At 72.2% G+C, this 14,761-nt stretch carries 15 protein-coding genes, 1 tRNA gene and 1 pseudogene; 8 read left to right on the top strand and 9 right to left on the bottom strand.

Translation table 11 applies throughout. The annotated features are described in order from the left end of the window. Nucleotides 1-36 precede the first annotated feature (36 nt). The 5 genes from DEJ13_RS08950 to DEJ13_RS08930 are packed head-to-tail and all read right to left on the bottom strand — an operon-like array spanning nucleotide 37 to nucleotide 7,376. Nucleotides 37-2,082 carry a CocE/NonD family hydrolase gene (locus tag DEJ13_RS08950; protein ID WP_111106206.1) on the bottom strand — a complete coding sequence of 682 codons (2,046 nt, stop codon included), beginning with the start codon at nucleotides 2,080-2,082 and terminating at the stop codon, nucleotides 37-39. Beyond that, nucleotides 2,079-3,860 carry a dipeptide ABC transporter ATP-binding protein gene (locus tag DEJ13_RS08945; RefSeq protein ID WP_111106205.1) on the bottom strand — a complete coding sequence of 594 codons (1,782 nt, stop codon included), beginning with the start codon at nucleotides 3,858-3,860 and terminating at the stop codon, nucleotides 2,079-2,081. Before DEJ13_RS08945 ends, DEJ13_RS08950 begins: the two co-directional genes overlap by 4 nt. After that, on the bottom strand, nucleotides 3,857-4,726 hold the full coding sequence (locus DEJ13_RS08940) for an ABC transporter permease (RefSeq protein WP_056124683.1): 870 nt from the start codon (nucleotides 4,724-4,726) through the stop codon (nucleotides 3,857-3,859). Before DEJ13_RS08940 ends, DEJ13_RS08945 begins: the two co-directional genes overlap by 4 nt. Continuing rightward, nucleotides 4,723-5,775, bottom strand: coding sequence for an ABC transporter permease (locus DEJ13_RS08935; protein ID WP_056124686.1), 1,053 nt, complete (start codon nucleotides 5,773-5,775; stop codon nucleotides 4,723-4,725). Before DEJ13_RS08935 ends, DEJ13_RS08940 begins: the two co-directional genes overlap by 4 nt. Then, nucleotides 5,772-7,376 (bottom strand): ABC transporter substrate-binding protein, encoded by a 1,605-nt coding sequence (locus tag DEJ13_RS08930; RefSeq protein WP_056124694.1) that lies wholly within the window; start codon nucleotides 7,374-7,376, stop codon nucleotides 5,772-5,774. Before DEJ13_RS08930 ends, DEJ13_RS08935 begins: the two co-directional genes overlap by 4 nt. A gap of 170 nt (nucleotides 7,377-7,546) precedes the next feature. On the opposite strand from DEJ13_RS08930, the gene DEJ13_RS08925 reads away from it, so the two are divergent. The 3 genes from DEJ13_RS08925 to DEJ13_RS08915 are packed head-to-tail and all read left to right on the top strand — an operon-like array spanning nucleotide 7,547 to nucleotide 9,212. Continuing rightward, nucleotides 7,547-8,140 (top strand): molybdopterin-dependent oxidoreductase, encoded by a 594-nt coding sequence (locus DEJ13_RS08925; RefSeq protein WP_056124698.1) that lies wholly within the window; start codon nucleotides 7,547-7,549, stop codon nucleotides 8,138-8,140. Further along, complete coding sequence (locus tag DEJ13_RS08920; RefSeq protein WP_258374037.1) at nucleotides 8,137-8,964, top strand: ferredoxin reductase; 828 nt, start codon at nucleotides 8,137-8,139, stop codon at nucleotides 8,962-8,964. The genes DEJ13_RS08925 and DEJ13_RS08920 overlap by 4 nt, the downstream gene beginning before the upstream one ends. Next, nucleotides 8,964-9,212 (top strand): DUF6510 family protein, encoded by a 249-nt coding sequence (locus tag DEJ13_RS08915; RefSeq protein ID WP_056124702.1) that lies wholly within the window; start codon nucleotides 8,964-8,966, stop codon nucleotides 9,210-9,212. Before DEJ13_RS08920 ends, DEJ13_RS08915 begins: the two co-directional genes overlap by 1 nt. 125 nt (nucleotides 9,213-9,337) lie before the next feature. Here DEJ13_RS08915 and DEJ13_RS08910 read toward each other — a convergent pair. Further along, a tRNA-Gly gene (locus DEJ13_RS08910) sits at nucleotides 9,338-9,409 on the bottom strand. A gap of 101 nt (nucleotides 9,410-9,510) precedes the next feature. Here DEJ13_RS08910 and DEJ13_RS08905 point away from each other — a divergent pair. Then, a complete protein-coding gene (locus tag DEJ13_RS08905) occupies nucleotides 9,511-9,729 on the top strand; it encodes a hypothetical protein (protein ID WP_056124705.1) in 219 nt (72 codons plus the stop codon). A gap of 12 nt (nucleotides 9,730-9,741) precedes the next feature. Here DEJ13_RS08905 and DEJ13_RS08900 read toward each other — a convergent pair whose 3' ends face one another. Continuing rightward, nucleotides 9,742-10,425 carry a hypothetical protein gene (locus DEJ13_RS08900; protein ID WP_111106204.1) on the bottom strand — a complete coding sequence of 228 codons (684 nt, stop codon included), beginning with the start codon at nucleotides 10,423-10,425 and terminating at the stop codon, nucleotides 9,742-9,744. Between DEJ13_RS08900 and DEJ13_RS18140 the strand changes: the two are divergent. The 3 genes and pseudogenes from DEJ13_RS18140 to DEJ13_RS08885 all read left to right on the top strand — a co-directional run. Continuing rightward, nucleotides 10,307-10,897: pseudogene (locus DEJ13_RS18140) on the top strand (GNAT family N-acetyltransferase); the annotation flags it as partial. The gene DEJ13_RS08900 and the pseudogene DEJ13_RS18140 overlap by 119 nt on opposite strands. Before the next feature lie 250 nt (nucleotides 10,898-11,147). Beyond that, nucleotides 11,148-11,441, top strand: a complete 294-nt coding sequence (locus DEJ13_RS18135) for a GNAT family N-acetyltransferase (RefSeq protein WP_349815037.1) — start codon at nucleotides 11,148-11,150, stop codon at nucleotides 11,439-11,441. Further along, a complete protein-coding gene (locus tag DEJ13_RS08885; protein WP_111106202.1) occupies nucleotides 11,438-11,971 on the top strand; it encodes a hypothetical protein in 534 nt (177 codons plus the stop codon). The genes DEJ13_RS18135 and DEJ13_RS08885 overlap by 4 nt, the downstream gene beginning before the upstream one ends. Nucleotides 11,972-12,009: 38 nt before the next feature. Here DEJ13_RS08885 and DEJ13_RS08880 read toward each other — a convergent pair whose 3' ends face one another. Continuing rightward, nucleotides 12,010-13,263, bottom strand: a complete 1,254-nt coding sequence (locus tag DEJ13_RS08880; RefSeq protein ID WP_111106201.1) for a sensor histidine kinase — start codon at nucleotides 13,261-13,263, stop codon at nucleotides 12,010-12,012. Then, on the bottom strand, nucleotides 13,260-13,928 hold the full coding sequence (locus DEJ13_RS08875) for a winged helix-turn-helix domain-containing protein (RefSeq protein WP_111106200.1): 669 nt from the start codon (nucleotides 13,926-13,928) through the stop codon (nucleotides 13,260-13,262). The genes DEJ13_RS08880 and DEJ13_RS08875 overlap by 4 nt, the downstream gene beginning before the upstream one ends. Nucleotides 13,929-14,052: 124 nt before the next feature. Here DEJ13_RS08875 and DEJ13_RS08870 point away from each other — a divergent pair, with 124 nt between their 5' ends. Beyond that, nucleotides 14,053-14,754 carry a DUF4232 domain-containing protein gene (locus tag DEJ13_RS08870; protein ID WP_181436952.1) on the top strand — a complete coding sequence of 234 codons (702 nt, stop codon included), beginning with the start codon at nucleotides 14,053-14,055 and terminating at the stop codon, nucleotides 14,752-14,754. Nucleotides 14,755-14,761: the final 7 nt, after the last annotated feature.

The following is a 14,761-nucleotide window of genomic DNA, read 5'->3' as shown; positions in this document are numbered from 1 at the left end:
GGGGTACCGGACGCTCGTCGGGTGCCGCTGCCCCGCTCACGCCGAGGTCCGCGGCACGTCGTCGTGGAAGGTGTGCTCCGCCACCGGTTCCTCCGGGGCGTCGACGCCGTCGCGGGCCCAGGCGCGCACGGTGTTCACGACGTGGAAGGCGTCGACGCTCGCGGTGACCGACGACGACGTCTCGAGCCGAGCTGCCCACGCGTCGTGGGCCAGGCCGATCCGCCACCGGGAGTCGGCCCGCGCGGACGACGGGTCGCCCGAGCGGATGCGGTAGGTCTCGCGGGCGTCCTCGGTGAACTCGAGCCCGTCAGGGTAGACCCGACCGCCGCCGTATCCAGGGTCGACGTCGAGCGTCCACTCCCCCGTCTCGACATCGTGCGTCACCGTGCGCTGCGGCAGCGGGTCGGTCGGGGCCACCCGGGTGATCGCGAGCGGCGTGGAGCGTTCCGCTTCCTCGAACACGATCCCGTCGTCGGCGCCTCCCGTCCAGACCGGCAGCGTGAGGGTGCTCGCCGCGGGGTCGACGACCAGGCGCGCCGTGGTGCCGTGCGGCCACACCCACGGCCAGTACGCGGTCGACAGCGCGATGCGCAGGCGGTGTCCCGCGACGAAGCGGTGCCCGGTCGAGACGAGCCGGGCGGGCAGCACCGCGGGGACCCCGGGCTCCAGCGGGTCGTCCCGGTCCATGCCGTTCCGTCGGGCGGCATTCAGGACCCCGCGCGTGACGAGCGTCGAGCTGCCGTCGGGCGCGACGTCGCACAGCCGGACCGTGACCGTCGCGCGCGGCTGGTCGCTCGTGACGGCCACCGCGACCTCGACGTTGCCGAGCAGGTCGAAGGCGGTGTCGACGGGCAGGTCGAAGCACACCGACCGACCGTCCTCGGCGCGCTGGTCCGGCGGCAGGTCCGTCGCGTTGCCGAAGGGGAAGAACCGACCGGCGTCGGCACCGGTCTCCTGCGGAGAGTCGACGACGACGCTGCCGTCACGGCCACCACGCAGGGTGTCGAGGGACAGCGTCCGCGGCTCGGTCGAGGCCGACGGCCAGGTCGTCGCGCCGACCCACCGGCCGGTGCGTTCGGCGTAGTACGACGCGGGCGGCTCCGGGTCGTTGATCCACGCCCGCAGCGCCGGCTCCCGCTCGACACCGGTGTCGACGCCGCGCAGCCATCGGTCCCACCAGCGCAGCGTCTCCTGCAGGAAGCCGATCGCGGGTCCCGGAGCCAGACCGCGGTCCGGGTACTGGTGCGACCACGGCCCGATGATGCCGCGCACCGGGGCGTCGACGTCGCGGACCAGCCGGAGCACCGCGTCGCGGTAGGGGTCGGCCCACCCACCCACGGCGAGCACCGCCGCGCGGACGTCCCCGACGTCCTCGGTCGCGCTGCCGTGGCGCCAGTAGTCGTCGCGCGTCTGGTGCGACAGCCAGACCGGCGTCATCGGCCGGTTCGCGTCGAGGCGCTCCCGCCAGCGGTCGACCCAGTCGCTGCCGACGACCTCCGGCCTGGGCGGACGGGAGTTGAACGCGAACATGGTCGCGCCCCAGGCCGCCATGTCGATGCCGAGCACCGCGCCGCCCGTGTAGTGCACGTCGTTGTCGTAGCGGTCGTCGGTCGAGCACACGGTGACGATCGCCTTGAGCGCCTCGGGGGCCCGGGCTGCGAGCTGCAGGGCGTTGAAGCCACCCCACGAGATGCCGAACATGCCGACGGCCCCGGTGGACCAGGGCTGCGCGGCGAGCCAGGCGATCACGGCCTCGCCGTCGCGGAGCTCCTGCTCGCTGTACTCGTCGTCGAACAACCCGTCGGAGGACCCGGTACCGCGGATGTCCACGCGCACCGACGCGTACCCGTGCGCGGCGTACCAGGGGTGTCGCTCCGAGTCGCGCGGTGCCGTCCAGTCGTCGAGCCGGTACGGCAGGTACTCCAGCAGCACCGGCACCGGAGCGTCCTGGGATGCGGGCGCAGGCGCCCAGATCCGGGTGTGCAGGCGGGCGCCGTCGGGCATCGGGATCCACGTGTCGCGGACCGTCACGCCGGCGGGCAGCCCGTCCGGTGCGCCGATCCCGGTCAGCGTCGTGCTCATGCGTCCTCCCAGTTCCTGATCCGGTGCCCGTCCCCGTGGTCGGCCCACCCGTCGGTGTGCCGCCAGTGCTGCACGCCGTCGTCGACGTCCGGCAGCTCGGTGACCCCGGGTTGGAGCGTCGCCGCCAGCAGCGTCCGGGTGTAGGGGTGGTTCGGTCCGCTGAACACCCGTTCGGTCGGGCCGATCTCGACGATCCGCCCACCGGTCATCACCGCGACCCGGTCGGCCACGCCCCGCACGACGGCGAGGTCGTGGCTGATGAACAGGCAGCTGAGCCCGTCGTCCCGCTGCAGGTCGGCGAGCAGCGCCAGGATCCCGGCCTGCACCTGCACGTCGAGCGCCGTGGTGATCTCGTCCGCGATCACGAGCCGCGGCCCGGCTGCCAGCGCCCGGGCGATCCCGACGCGCTGCCGTTGCCCACCGGAGAGCTGCGCGGGCAGGCGATCGGCGAACTCCGGTCCGAGCCCGACCTTGGTCAGCAGGTCGTCCACCCGGGCGCGTGAGCTCGAGCCGGTGAACAACCGGAGCGGTCGTGCGACGGCGGCGCCGACCGTGCGGCGGGGATTGAGCGAGGTGTCCGCGTTCTGGAAGACGAGCTGCACCGCACGGCGGAGCTCCGGACGGCGGGCGGCGACCGGGTCACGCAGGTCGCCCGAGGTCGTCCCGTCGTCGTAGGTGAACATGCCCGACTCCGCGGGGACCAGCCCCGCCAGTGCGGTCGCGAGCGTCGACTTGCCGCTGCCGGACTCGCCGACGACGGCGAGCGTCTCCTGCGGCCCGATGGTGAAGGACACGCCGTCGACCGCGGCCGGCAGGCCGCGTCCGTACCGGACCACCAGGTCGCGAGCGTCCACCACGGGGCGGCCGTGCCGGACGGGAGGACCGGCTGCGGCGGGTGCGTCGGTGACCGTCTCCGGGACGCTCGCGTCGTGACGGAGCCGGTCCGGGCCTCCCGACCGGGTGCCGTCCGGCACCGCGGCCAACAGGGCCCGCGTGTACTCGTGCTGCGGCGCGGCGAAGAGCGACGCGGTCGAGCGGTGCTCGACGATCTCGCCGCGACGCATCACGGCGATCTCGTCGGCCATCGCCGAGACGACGCCGAGGTCGTGGCTGACGAGCAGGACCGCCATGCCGAGCTCGCGCCCGAGGTCGGCGACCAGGTCGAGCACGGCAGCCTGGGTCACGACGTCGAGCGCGGTGGTCGGCTCGTCGAGCACCAGGACGCTCGGTCGCGCGGCGACGGCCATCGCGATCGCGATGCGCTGCTGCTGTCCGCCGGACAGCTGGTGCGGCCAGCGCCGGACGATCGTGTCCGGGTCCGGGAGCCGGACCATCCGCACGAGCTCGGTGACGCGCTCCGGGTCGTCGGGCTCGCCGTGGGCGCGGAGGGCTTCGCGGATCTGCTCACCGACCCGCATCGACGGTGTCAGGGCCTGTCCGGCGTTCTGTGCGACGACCGACGCGGTGCCGCCCCGCAGCCGTCGCGTCGCGGACGGTGACAGGGCGAAGACGTCCTGTCCGGCGACGGTGACGCTGCCGGCGACGATGCGGGACCCGGTGCGCAGGTGCGCCAGCAGGGTCCGCGCGACCGTGGACTTACCGCTGCCGGACTCGCCGACCAGCCCGAGGGTCCGGCCGGCGGCGATCGTGAACGAGACACCGCGGACGACGGGCACCTCGGTGCGTCCGGCGGCGTAGGAGATCGCGAGGTCCTGGACACGGACCGGGACGGCGTCGGTGACCGCGTCGGTCGGGGCGTGCGTGTGCGTGGCGGTCATGCGCTCGTGGCTCCCTGCGTTGCGCGGTCGACACCGAGTGACTTGCTCAGCCCGTCCGCGGCGAGGTTGAGGCCGACCACGAGCGTCGCGAGTGCCACGATCGGCGCCAGCGTGCCGAGCGGCACGACGGTCAGGGCGGTGCGGTTCTCCTGCACCATGAGTCCCCAGTCGGGTGTGGGCGGGTTGGCGCCGAAGCCAAGGAAGGACAGCGACGCCACGAGCAGCACGATCCACGACGCCCGCATCGCGTACTCGACCAGGACGACGTCGAGCACGTTCGGCAGGATCTCGCGGAACACGATGGACAGCGGTTTCTCGCCCCGTGCCCGTGCCGCCGTGACGTAGTCCTGCGTGATCACGGTCCGGGCGGCACCGCGCACCACGCGGGTCACGGCGGGTGCGTAGACGACCGTGACCGCGAGGACGATGACCCAGAGCCCGGCGTCGAACACGGTCACGACCACGAGCAGCGCCAGGATCGACGGCACGCTCAGCAGGGCGTCGACGACGCGCATGACGACCTCGTCGAACCAGTTGTCGGCGTAGGCGGTGACCGCGCCGAGCACCGTGCCGACCGCGATGGCGATCGTCGTGGCCAGGAACGTCACCAGCAGCGCGTACCGACCACCGTTCAGGGTGCGGGACAGGATGTCGCGGCCGTACTGGTCGGTCCCGAGCCAGTGCGACCACTCGGGCCCGGCGAGCACGGTGCCTGGGTCGGTGGCGACCGGGTCGTGCCCGGCGATGAGCGGCGCAGCGATCGCGAGCACGAGGTGTAGTGCGATCAGGCCGAGGCCGACGGAGAGCGCCGTGGACGACCGCAGCGGCGTCGCGATGCGGCCCAGGCGGGGTGCGATGGCGGTCATGCTGCCGTCCCTTCGTCGGCGCGGCTCGGGGCAGCGCTCGTGGTGGCGGTCCGACGTGCGGTGGCGCGTCGTGCTGCGGGTCGGACCCGGGTGCGACGCTGTCGGGTGCGCAGGCGGGGGTCGAGCGCGAGTGCCACCAGGTCAGCGGCGAGGTTGCACACGACGTAGACGACGGCGCTCAGGAGCGCGATCGCCTCGATCGTCGGCAGGTCCCGGTTGAAGACGGACTCGAGCATGAGCTTGCCCATGCCCGGGAAGTTGAAGACGTTCTCGACGACGACCACACCGCCGAGCAGCCACGCGACGTTGAGCGCGACGACGTTGAGCGTCGGCAGCAGGGCACTCGGCACGGCGTGCTTCCACACGACGCGGCGGAGCGTCAGGCCCTTGAGCTCGGCCGTCGTGACGAACTCCGACGCCATCACGTCGATCGTCGACGACCGCGCGGTCCGGACGATGTACGCGGCCATCGCCAGGGTCAGCACGATGATCGGCAGCCAGATGGAGGGCAGGAGCTCGCCGACCGTGGCGTCGCTCCCCCGCAGCACGACGGCGGGGAAGAGCGGGACGCCGATCGCGAAGAGCAGGACCAGGACCGTCGCGACCATGAACTCCGGCACGCTCATGACGACCAGGCTCACGATCGAGATGACCCGGTCCGTCGGACGACCACGGCGCACGCCGGCGACGACGCCGAGGGTCAGTGACAGCGTGACGCCGACCAGCATCGCGGGCACGGCGATGAGCATGCTGTTGCGGAAGGCGGTGAACAGCGTCGGCGCGACCGGGTTCCCGCTCACGAGCGACGTGCCGAAGTCGCCGTGGGCAGCGCCGACGAGCCACTGGCCGTACCGGAGCCACACGTTCTGGTCGAGACCGAGCGTCTTCCGCAGCGCGGCGACGGCGTCGGGGGTGGCGTTCTGTCCGAGCAGCTGCTGGGCGACGTCCCCGGGCAGCGCCTGCACGGCCAGGAACACGAAGAGCGAGGCGAGGACCACCGTCAGCAGGGCGATGCCCACGCGGCGGACGACGGGGAGCAGGACGTTCATCGGCGCAGTCCGATCCGGAGGTAGTCGAACTCGAACCCGAACTCGGCGTAGTTGACGACGTCCCGGGAGAGCCCGACCAGACGGTCCCCGAACATCGGCGTCATGTCGGCACCGTTCTCGACCACGACACGCTGGGCGTCCTGGTAGAGCGTCAGACGCTTCGCGTCGTCCATCTCGGCGCGGGCCTGATCGAGCATGGTGTCGAAGCCCGTGTCCGACCACGCGCTCTCGTTGTAGGACGAGCCGGTGCGGAAGATCTGGTTGAGCAGCTGGTCGATCGGCCGGCCGGTGAACCAGTAGCTCACCATCAGCGGCTTCTGCATCCAGATCTGCGTGTAGTACGAGTCGGACGAGGCGTTCTTGATGGTCAGGTCGATGCCCGCTTCGGCGACCTGGTCGCGGTACGCGACCGCCAGCGGGGTGAAGACCGACTCGTAACTGGACGTGTAGATCGAGGTGGCCAGACCCTCCCGTCCGGCCTGCTTGAGCAGGCTCTTCGCCTTGTCGGGGTCGTGCTCGCGCGGGACGTCGACGAACGCGGCGAGCTGTGGTGGCACCGGGTTGTCCCACCCGGGCGACCCGGTGCCCTGCAACGCGGTCTGCACGATCGACTTCGGGTCGTACGCCAGCTTCATGGCCTGTCGGACCCGGTTGTCGCTGAACTCCTTGCTGGTCGCGAGCATAGGGATCGTGTACCACTGCGCGTTCACGGAGCGGGCGACAGTCGCGCGGTCGGACGCGGCGACGACCCGGGCGGTCGCGAAGTCCAGGTTCGTCTGCGAGATCAGGTCGATCTGCCCGGCGAGCAGGGCGTTCACGCGAGCGGTGGTGTCCTGGATCGAGAAGAAGTCGATGCCGTCGAGCGCGGGACGACCGGCGAAGTGGTCGTCGAACGCCTCGACGCTGCCGGCGCCAGCGGGGGTGAACGACGACAGGCGGAACGGACCCGTTCCGATCCCGGTGCGGCCGATCGTGCTGATCGCGGAGGCGGGCACGATGTAGCACTGGTACGCCGTCAGCAGCGACGGGAACTCGGCGTTCGGCTTCGTCAGGTCGAAGCGCAGCGTGGACCGGTCGACTGCGCGCATGGACTTCGCCGTCATCACCTCGCCGAGCACTCCGGCCTGGGGGGAGCCGGTCGCCTCGTCGAGGATGTGCCGGATGCTGGCGATCGCGTCGTCCGCTCCGAAGCGCGAGCCGTCGTGGAAGCGCACGTCTTGGCGCAGGTGGAACGTCCACACGGTGCCGTCGGCGTTCGCGGACCACTCCTTCGCCAGGTCCGGCACCGTCCTGCCGGATTCGTCGAGCTTGACGAGCCGGTTGTACAGCGCACCGAGGTACTCGTAGGCGGACAGCGAGCTCGCCGAGTCGAGGGTCTCGGCGGCGGACGCGGCGGGCCGGGCGATGCGGAGCCGGCCGCCGCGGCGGGCGAGCCCGGTGGCGGCCTGTTCGGGCAGTTCGGGGGTGCCCGCACTGGCGCCGGAACTGCACCCGGTCAGGGTGAGCAGGCCGAGGCCGGCGAGTCCGGCTGCACCGGTGAGGAGCGAGCGACGGCTCGGCCCGCGCCGCGGGTATTCGGGTGTGTGGACGACGTGCTGCATTCGGGGTGGCCCCTCCTGGTAATCGTTCCGGTGAACGATAGAGGGCTTCACCGCCCCTGGCGAATCCTTCGACGCCCCCGGCGGCACAGTTCACGAACCTGTTACACGCCGGATCGGCGTCGAGGGGCCATGATCGACACAGGGAACGCTGACCGACTGGGAGAGCAACGATGGCGAGCTTCACACGGGGTTTCGGCGGACGCCGTCGCGACCAGGACGACTCCCGCATCCCACCGGGCCAGACCCTCGTCCGCGACTGGCCGGTCCTGTCCGCTGGCGCGACGCCCGAGATCGCCCCCGCGGACTGGAGCTTCTCGATCCGCACCGAGTCCGGGCTGACCGAGTGGACGTGGGACGAGGTGCAGGCACTCGGCGTGCAGGACGTCACGGTCGACATCCACTGCGTCACGCACTGGACCAAGCTCGACATGCCCTGGCGCGGCGTCCCGCTCGACGCGCTGTTCGACCAGGTCGAGACGTCCCTCGACTACTGCATGGTGCACAGCTTCGGCGGGTACACCACCAACGTCCCGCTCGACGAGCTGTTGGACGGCAAGGCCTGGATCGCCTTCGAGGCCGACGGCGCGCCGCTCGAGCCCGAGCACGGCGGACCCGCGCGGCTGCTCGTGCCGCACCTGTACTTCTGGAAGAGCGCGAAGTGGGTGCGCGGGATCGTCATGCAGGCCGACGACGAACCGGGCTTCTGGGAGAACGCGGGCTACAACCTGCACGGCGATCCCTGGAAGGAGGAGCGGTACTGGTGAGCGGTCCTGCTCCGTCGATCACGTCCGACACGTCCGCCACTGATCTCGTCGGTCTGGAGGCCCGGGCCGGCTCCGTCCCGCCGCCCGCGCCCCGCAGGCGGCCGACCTGGCACGACGCGACCGTCGCGTCGGTCGCCCAGGAGACCCCGAACGCCCGGCGCATCGTCCTCGACGTGCCGACCTGGCCGGGCAACGACCCGGGGCAGCACCTCGACCTGCGCCTGACCGCGGAGGACGGCTACCAGGCCACCCGCGCGTACTCGATCGCCTCCGCGGGCGACGGCACCCGGGTCACCTTGGCCGTGGACCGGGTCGACGACGGCGAGGTGTCCCCGTTCCTGGTCGACGCGGTCGAGGTCGGCGACGCCCTCGAGGTGCACGGACCGCTCGGCGGCTGGTTCGTCTGGCGCCCCGCGCGGTCGTCGCGGCCCGTGCAGCTCATCGCCGGTGGCTCGGGCATCGTCCCCCTGCTCGCGATGGTGTCGACGCACCAAGAGCTCGACGACCCACAGCCGTTCCGGATGCTCTACGCCGTGCGCACCCCGGAGGACGTCTTCTTCCGCGACGAGCTCGCCGCCGCCGAGGCCGCCGCGGCGCCGTTCGCACTGACCGTCGTGTACAGCCGCCGCTCCCCCGCCGGGTCGTCCACCCCGAGCGGCAGGCTCACCCGCGAGGCCCTCGCCGCCGCGGTGCTGCCGCCGGAGGACGGGGCATTGGTCTACGTGTGCGGTTCGACGCCCTTCGTCGAGCAGGTCCTCACCTGGCTCGGCGAGCTCGGACACGACATCCGCGACGTCCGTGCGGAACGGTTCGGAGGCAGCTGATGACGGTCCTCGACGGCAACGCACTGGCGGGTGTCCTCAGCGAGGTGCTGGGGCCGGACGCCACGGTCGCGCGGTTGCGGTGCACGGGGTGCGGTGAGCTCGGTGCCCTGGGTGAGACACGGGTGTACCGGACGGCGATGGGGGCGGTCGCCCGCTGCCACGGCTGCGACGCCGTGTTGGTCACCGTGGTGACGAACGGGCCGCATCGGTGGGTCGGGATGCCGGGCGTCCGAGCGGCTGCGTTCTGAACCAGGACCGTTCCGGGCCCGGAACCACAACAGCCCTGAGCCGGAACCACAACAGGCCCCGGAACCACAACAGCCTCGACCGAGGTCGAGGCTGTGTGAGGGCCGGGTGGAGCCGGTTGTTCCCGAGCGGATGACGAGATTCGAACTCGCGACCCTCACCTTGGCAAGGTGATGCGCTACCACTGCGCCACATCCGCATCGCACGACCTGACGACCGCGCTGCACCGAGTGTAGCCGTGTCCACCCGATCCGGACGACCCGCGGGCGGTTCCGGGCGTGTCCGTGTTCACTCGGGAGCATGAGTGAGTTCGTGAAGGAAGTCCCCGACGACGGTCCCGCCGAGCCCGACGTGCACGGCGTGGACCTGGTCGACGGGGACGAGCCGGCCGTCCGCATCCTGGTGCGCGGCGACCTGCCGGACACGATCGAGCACGACGGCAGGACCTGGCGGGCCACGGACGAGACCCACGACGCCGGGGACGCCCCCGCGATCAGCGTGTTCCGACCGGCCTCCTGAGCGGCTCGGCGGTCAGTACGGCCGGGACTGCAGGTCGTCCTGCCGGACACCGGCTGCGACCGCCACGGACCGGACCTGCGTCGTGAGCTCCTCGTCACGCAGGTGCTTCGAGAACCCGACGACCGTGCGGTACGCCGGCAGGTCGATCGTGGTCCACTGCCCGTTGTCGACCGTGATCCGGAGCGCGTCGACCTTGCCGAAGCGGTACCGACCCGCGGCGCTGGTCTCGCCGTTGCCCACCGAGCGGATCGCCGCGCGTGGGATGCCGAGCAGGAGGCGCGGGGTGCTGCCGCCGACGTAGATGCCGATCCCGTTCTGGTCGGCGACCACCGTCGCGTGTCCGCGGCGTGGGACGGTCTCCGTCAGCGTGACGTTGAGCATCGCGGCCACGCGGCGGACGTCCGTCGCGACGTCCTTCTGCAGGAGCACCGGCACCAGGTGGGCGCCGGGGTGCTGCTGTGCCAGCGCGGCCTCGCGTCTGCGGGTCGTGGCGTTCTGCACGCCCAGGACGATCTCGACGATGACGAAGAGCCCGACCGCGTACAGCACGAGCGTGCCGATCACCGCGGGCGTCGACATGCCGTCCTCGTGCTCGCGGTACGCCAGGTACCCGAAGCGCAGCACCAGGTACGCGCCCACCACCGTCATGCCGATCAGTCCGCCACGTCGCCGACCGGATCCGTTCTCGTTCCCCATCCGGCCAACCCTAGGTGCACGCTCGACCGGGCGGCCGGACCTGCGTGTCCTCTCAATCCCGAGGACCGGTCGCTCCCGGCGTCGGCGGTGCTGGGAGACTCGGGACATGGAGCTGCGTGTCCGAGCGGAACGACCGATGTCCGGCGAACTGCGGGCGTTGTACGACGCGGTCGGTTGGTCCGCGTACACGGACGTGCCTGGACAGCTCGAACGGGCCATCCAGGGTTCCTCCCTCGTGCTGACGGCACGCGACGGTGCTGGCCGTCTGGTCGGGCTCGCGCGGACGGTGTCGGACGGGACGACGATCGTCTACGTCCAGGACGTCCTCGTGGCTCCCGCTGCACAGGGACAGGGTGTGGGCGGCGCCCTGCTGGACGAGGTGCTGCGACGGGCGGCCGACATCCGGCAGGTCGTACTCCTGACGGACGCGGAGCCACTGCAGCGTGCCTTCTACGAAGCCCACGGTCTCGTCGAGACGCACGACGTCCGCCCGGCGCAGCTCCGGTCCTTCGTGCGACTCGCCTCGCCAGCGCCGACGCCCGCGTGGGTCGTCCGGCACGCCGGTGTCGAGGACGCCGAGGGCATCGCGCGCGTCCACGCCACGTCGTGGCGGGAGACGTACGGCCGCTTCGTCGACGACCCGGACACGCACCCCTGGTTCGACGTCGACCGGCGGATCGCGATGTGGCGGACGGAGCTCGCCCGAGGGGCCTTCCCCCACCGTGGTCGTCACGGACCAGACCGGCGTCGTCGGCTTCGCAGCGGTCCAGACCGTGACCGAGCCCGATGCGGTCCGGCCCGAGGAACTGACCATGCTCTACGTCCTCGCTCGTGCCCACGGCACCGGGGCCGGCCAGACGCTCCTCGACGCGGCACTCGGCGACCGGCCGGCGTCACTCTGGGTCGCCGCCGACAACCCGCGCGCCCATGCGTTCTACCGTCGGAACGGCTTCGTCGCTGATGGGACCACGTCGAGCTTCGGCCCGATCGCCACGACCGTGCGGCTGGTCCGGTGAGCATCGAGTCCTTCGACGTCGAGCCGGTCGACCACCGGACCCTCGCCCGATGGGTCTGCGGCGTCATCGCGACCGTCTCGGGAGTCCTCGCGGTGATCGGATGGCCGCTCCCGATGCCGTTGACCCGGACCGGGAACGACCACGCCTGGGAGCGGACGCTCACCCTGGTGCAGGCGTGGCTGACGCACGACGGGTGGCGGACGTCCGGCGCGTCGTGGTTCTGGGGCGGCATCGCGATCGTCGCCACGTCCTGTGCGGTCGTGCTCCACCGTGGCGGACGGCGTCCGTGGGCCCTCGTCGTGGCACCGGGTGCTGCGGTCGGGGCACTCGGACCGTTGGTCCAGGTCTGCACGGGTCTCCCGTGGTCGAACTACGAGTCGACCCCCGACGCCCTCGGGACGACTGTCGTGTACGTCATCGGTCTCGTGGTCGCCGTCGGCCTCCCGTTCCTGCATCACTGGGTGATGCGTGGTCGTGACGAGGGGGACGTGACGGGTCCGGTCGGGCACGACTGGCCCGGGCGACGATGACCGCGGCCCCCTCGGTACGGCCCGGCGCATCCCGCTGCTCAGACGTCGTCAGTGCCTGCGGCGGGCTCCGGGAACCGCATCGTCGCGCGGGTGCCGCCTGACGAGGACGGACCGAGCTCGACCGTGCCGCCGTGCACCTCGGCGACCCACTCCACGATGGACAGCCCGGTCCCCGTGCCGGCGGGGCGGGGTGCGCGCCCGTCGACGGCACGACGGCCCGGGGCCCCGCCGTCGTCCGCGACGACGAACGCCCGCTCGCCGACGGTGACCTCGACACGACTGCCGGGCGCGTGGCCGAGCGCGTTCTCGACAAGGTTGCGCACGGCCTGGGCGATGAGCTCCGGGTTGCCGCGGACCACGGTCTCGCGGGCGTCGACCTGCACGTCGTCACCGGCCTCGAGGTCCGCGACCGTGACCTCGACGAGCTGGTCGAGCCGGAGCGGGCGCATGCTGACAGCCGCGCCGGACTGGTCGGCCCGCGCCCGTGCGAGCAGGCTCGTGACGAGCATGCTCATGCCCGCGAGTCGGCGGTCCAGCGCGCGGAGCGCTCCGGTCGCCGTGTCCGGGTCGCGGAGCCCCGACTCCGCGATCAGCGCCATGGTGGCGATCGGCGTCCGCAGCTCGTGCGCCGCCTCGCGGAGGAACTGCTCCTGCTGCTCGGTCTGGCGGACGGCGGGTCGCATCGCGATGCCGGAGAGCAGGTGTCCGGCGAGGGTGGCCACGCTCACCAGGCCGAGGACCGCCGCGACGAGCCCGAGCACGACGGTCTGGTGGTCGACGCTCGAGCTCGGCGCGGTCCCGACGAGGACGGTGGCGTCACGGGCCTGCGGCACGGGGACCGCCACCCACCGCGTCAGGGTCCCGGACCGGTCGGACGTCGTCGTCGACGCGCTGCCCGCACCGTGCCGGACCGCAGCGTCCAGGCGTTCAACCGTGCGGGCGGAGGGGAGCTCCCGCGCCGCGGGCTCGGCGTACTGCAGGGCGCCGTCGATCACGATCCCCGTCGGCGCGGTGCCGATCGCGTTGAGGCCGACCGCGGTGTCCAGGTTCGCTCCGGGCGGCGCCGACGAGAAGACCAACCCGTCGGCGTCGATGTCGATCCCGAGCGCGATCCGGTCGGCGTGCACGAGCAGCTCACGGTCGATGCGCTCCCGGTCGACCTGGTCCTGCCGGGCAGCGAACGTGGCCAGCCCGACCAGGCACGCGGCGGTGGTCAGGGCGAAGAACGCGGTCATGCACCACCGCACCCACGCCAGCCGCCGTCCGGCGGCGCTGCGGGACGGACGGGTCACGACCGGATCCGGTACCCGACACCGCGGAGGGTCTCGATCGGATCAGGTGGACCGAGGCGTCGGCGGAGCTGCGCCACGACCGCGTCGACGACGTTCGACGTCGGGTCCGTGCGCTCGTCCCAGCACCCTTCGAACAGGTCCGTCCGGGTACGGACCTCGCCGTCGGCGGCGAGCAGCATCTCGAGCACCGCGAACTCCTTGGCGGTCAGCGAGAGCAGGACACCACCGCGGGTGACCTCGTGCCGCGGCACGTCCAGTGCGACGTCCCCGGCGCGGAGGACCGGGGCACGGGTCCGGCCACGCCGTCGCGTGACCGCGCGGACCCGGACCTCGAGCTCGGCGAACGCGAACGGCTTGACCAGGTAGTCGTCGGCACCGACGTGGAACCCGTCCACGCGGTCCTCGACGGTGTCGCGGGCGGTGAGCACCACGACGGCGACCTCGTCACCGCGCTCCCGCAGCTGGCGCAGCTGGCGCACGAGGGTGAGCGCGTCCCCGTCGGCCACCATCCGGTCGAGGACCAGGCAGTCGTAATCGGTGACCGTGACCGCGAGGTCGGCCTCGGCGATGGTCGCGACGTGGTCGGCCGCGAACCCGGCACGGTGGAGCCCCGCGGACACCTGCGCGGCCAGGTCGAGGTCGTCCTCGAGCAGCAGCAGACGCATCCGGGTGCTCCGTCCTGCCCGGGGTCGGTCCCGGACACGCAGAGCCTGCCAGGTGTTCCGTGAGACCCACGTGAGACGCCCCGTCTCACGGTCGTCTCATCGAGGGGCGATCATGGTCGAACCCATGAACCACACACCCAGGTCGCACACGCACCACACCCGCACCGCCCGCACGACACGATCGACCCTCCTGCTCGCCGGCCTCGGCGTCGTCATCGTGGGCCTCGCCGGCTGCGCCGCAACCGCCACCACCGGGGACCCGGCGATCACGACGGGGCCGTCCGGCTCGGCCACCACGGCGTCGGACTCCCAGATGAGCCCGACACCGACCGCCACGACCCCGACGAGCGGCACCTCCGCGTCGAGCACGACGTCGGCCGGTGGGTCGTCCGCTCCCGGCCGCTGCGGCGTCGACACGCTCTCCGCGTCGACCACTAAGGACCTGCACACGGACGTCGACATCGACGTCCCGGTCACGATCACGAACACCGGCTCCGCCGCGTGCACGATCCAGGGCTGGCCGGGTGTCTCGTTCGTCGGCGGCGGCAACGGCGCCCAGATCGGCCCGGGCGCGAACCTCGACCGCCAGACCCCGCACACCACCGTGACCCTGTCCCCCGGTGCGGCCGCGCACTTCGTCCTGCACGTCACACGCCCGGGTGACGGCTCCAACGCGTCGTGTGCTCCGCGGTCGGCGGACGGCCTCCGTGTCATCCCGCCAGGGTCCACGCGCTCGCTCTTCGTCGAGGCCCCCGGCTACCAGGCCTGCTCGTCCGACCTGCCCCCGACGATGTCGGTGACGGGCATCCAGGCCGGCGCCGCCTGAACCGGCG

Source organism: Curtobacterium sp. MCLR17_007 (assembly GCF_003234655.2).
Taxonomy (GTDB): domain Bacteria; phylum Actinomycetota; class Actinomycetes; order Actinomycetales; family Microbacteriaceae; genus Curtobacterium.
This window is presented reverse-complemented; position numbering and strand designations above follow the sequence as displayed.

Excerpts from the sequence above, each read along its gene's own strand:
- DEJ13_RS08950 (WP_111106206.1), bottom strand. The coding sequence starts at position 2,082 with ATGAGCACGACGCTGACCGGGATCGGCGCACCGGACGGGCTGCCCGCC.
- DEJ13_RS08945 (WP_111106205.1), bottom strand. The coding sequence starts at position 3,860 with ATGACCGCCACGCACACGCACGCCCCGACCGACGCGGTCACCGACGCC.
- DEJ13_RS08940 (WP_056124683.1), bottom strand. The coding sequence starts at position 4,726 with ATGACCGCCATCGCACCCCGCCTGGGCCGCATCGCGACGCCGCTGCGG.
- DEJ13_RS08935 (WP_056124686.1), bottom strand. The coding sequence starts at position 5,775 with ATGAACGTCCTGCTCCCCGTCGTCCGCCGCGTGGGCATCGCCCTGCTG.
- DEJ13_RS08930 (WP_056124694.1), bottom strand. The coding sequence starts at position 7,376 with ATGCAGCACGTCGTCCACACACCCGAATACCCGCGGCGCGGGCCGAGC.
- DEJ13_RS08925 (WP_056124698.1), top strand. The coding sequence starts at position 7,547 with ATGGCGAGCTTCACACGGGGTTTCGGCGGACGCCGTCGCGACCAGGAC.
- DEJ13_RS08915 (WP_056124702.1), top strand. The coding sequence starts at position 8,964 with ATGACGGTCCTCGACGGCAACGCACTGGCGGGTGTCCTCAGCGAGGTG.
- DEJ13_RS08905 (WP_056124705.1), top strand. The coding sequence starts at position 9,511 with ATGAGTGAGTTCGTGAAGGAAGTCCCCGACGACGGTCCCGCCGAGCCC.
- DEJ13_RS08900 (WP_111106204.1), bottom strand. The coding sequence starts at position 10,425 with ATGGGGAACGAGAACGGATCCGGTCGGCGACGTGGCGGACTGATCGGC.
- DEJ13_RS08875 (WP_111106200.1), bottom strand. The coding sequence starts at position 13,928 with ATGCGTCTGCTGCTGCTCGAGGACGACCTCGACCTGGCCGCGCAGGTG.
- DEJ13_RS08870 (WP_181436952.1), top strand. The coding sequence starts at position 14,053 with ATGAACCACACACCCAGGTCGCACACGCACCACACCCGCACCGCCCGC.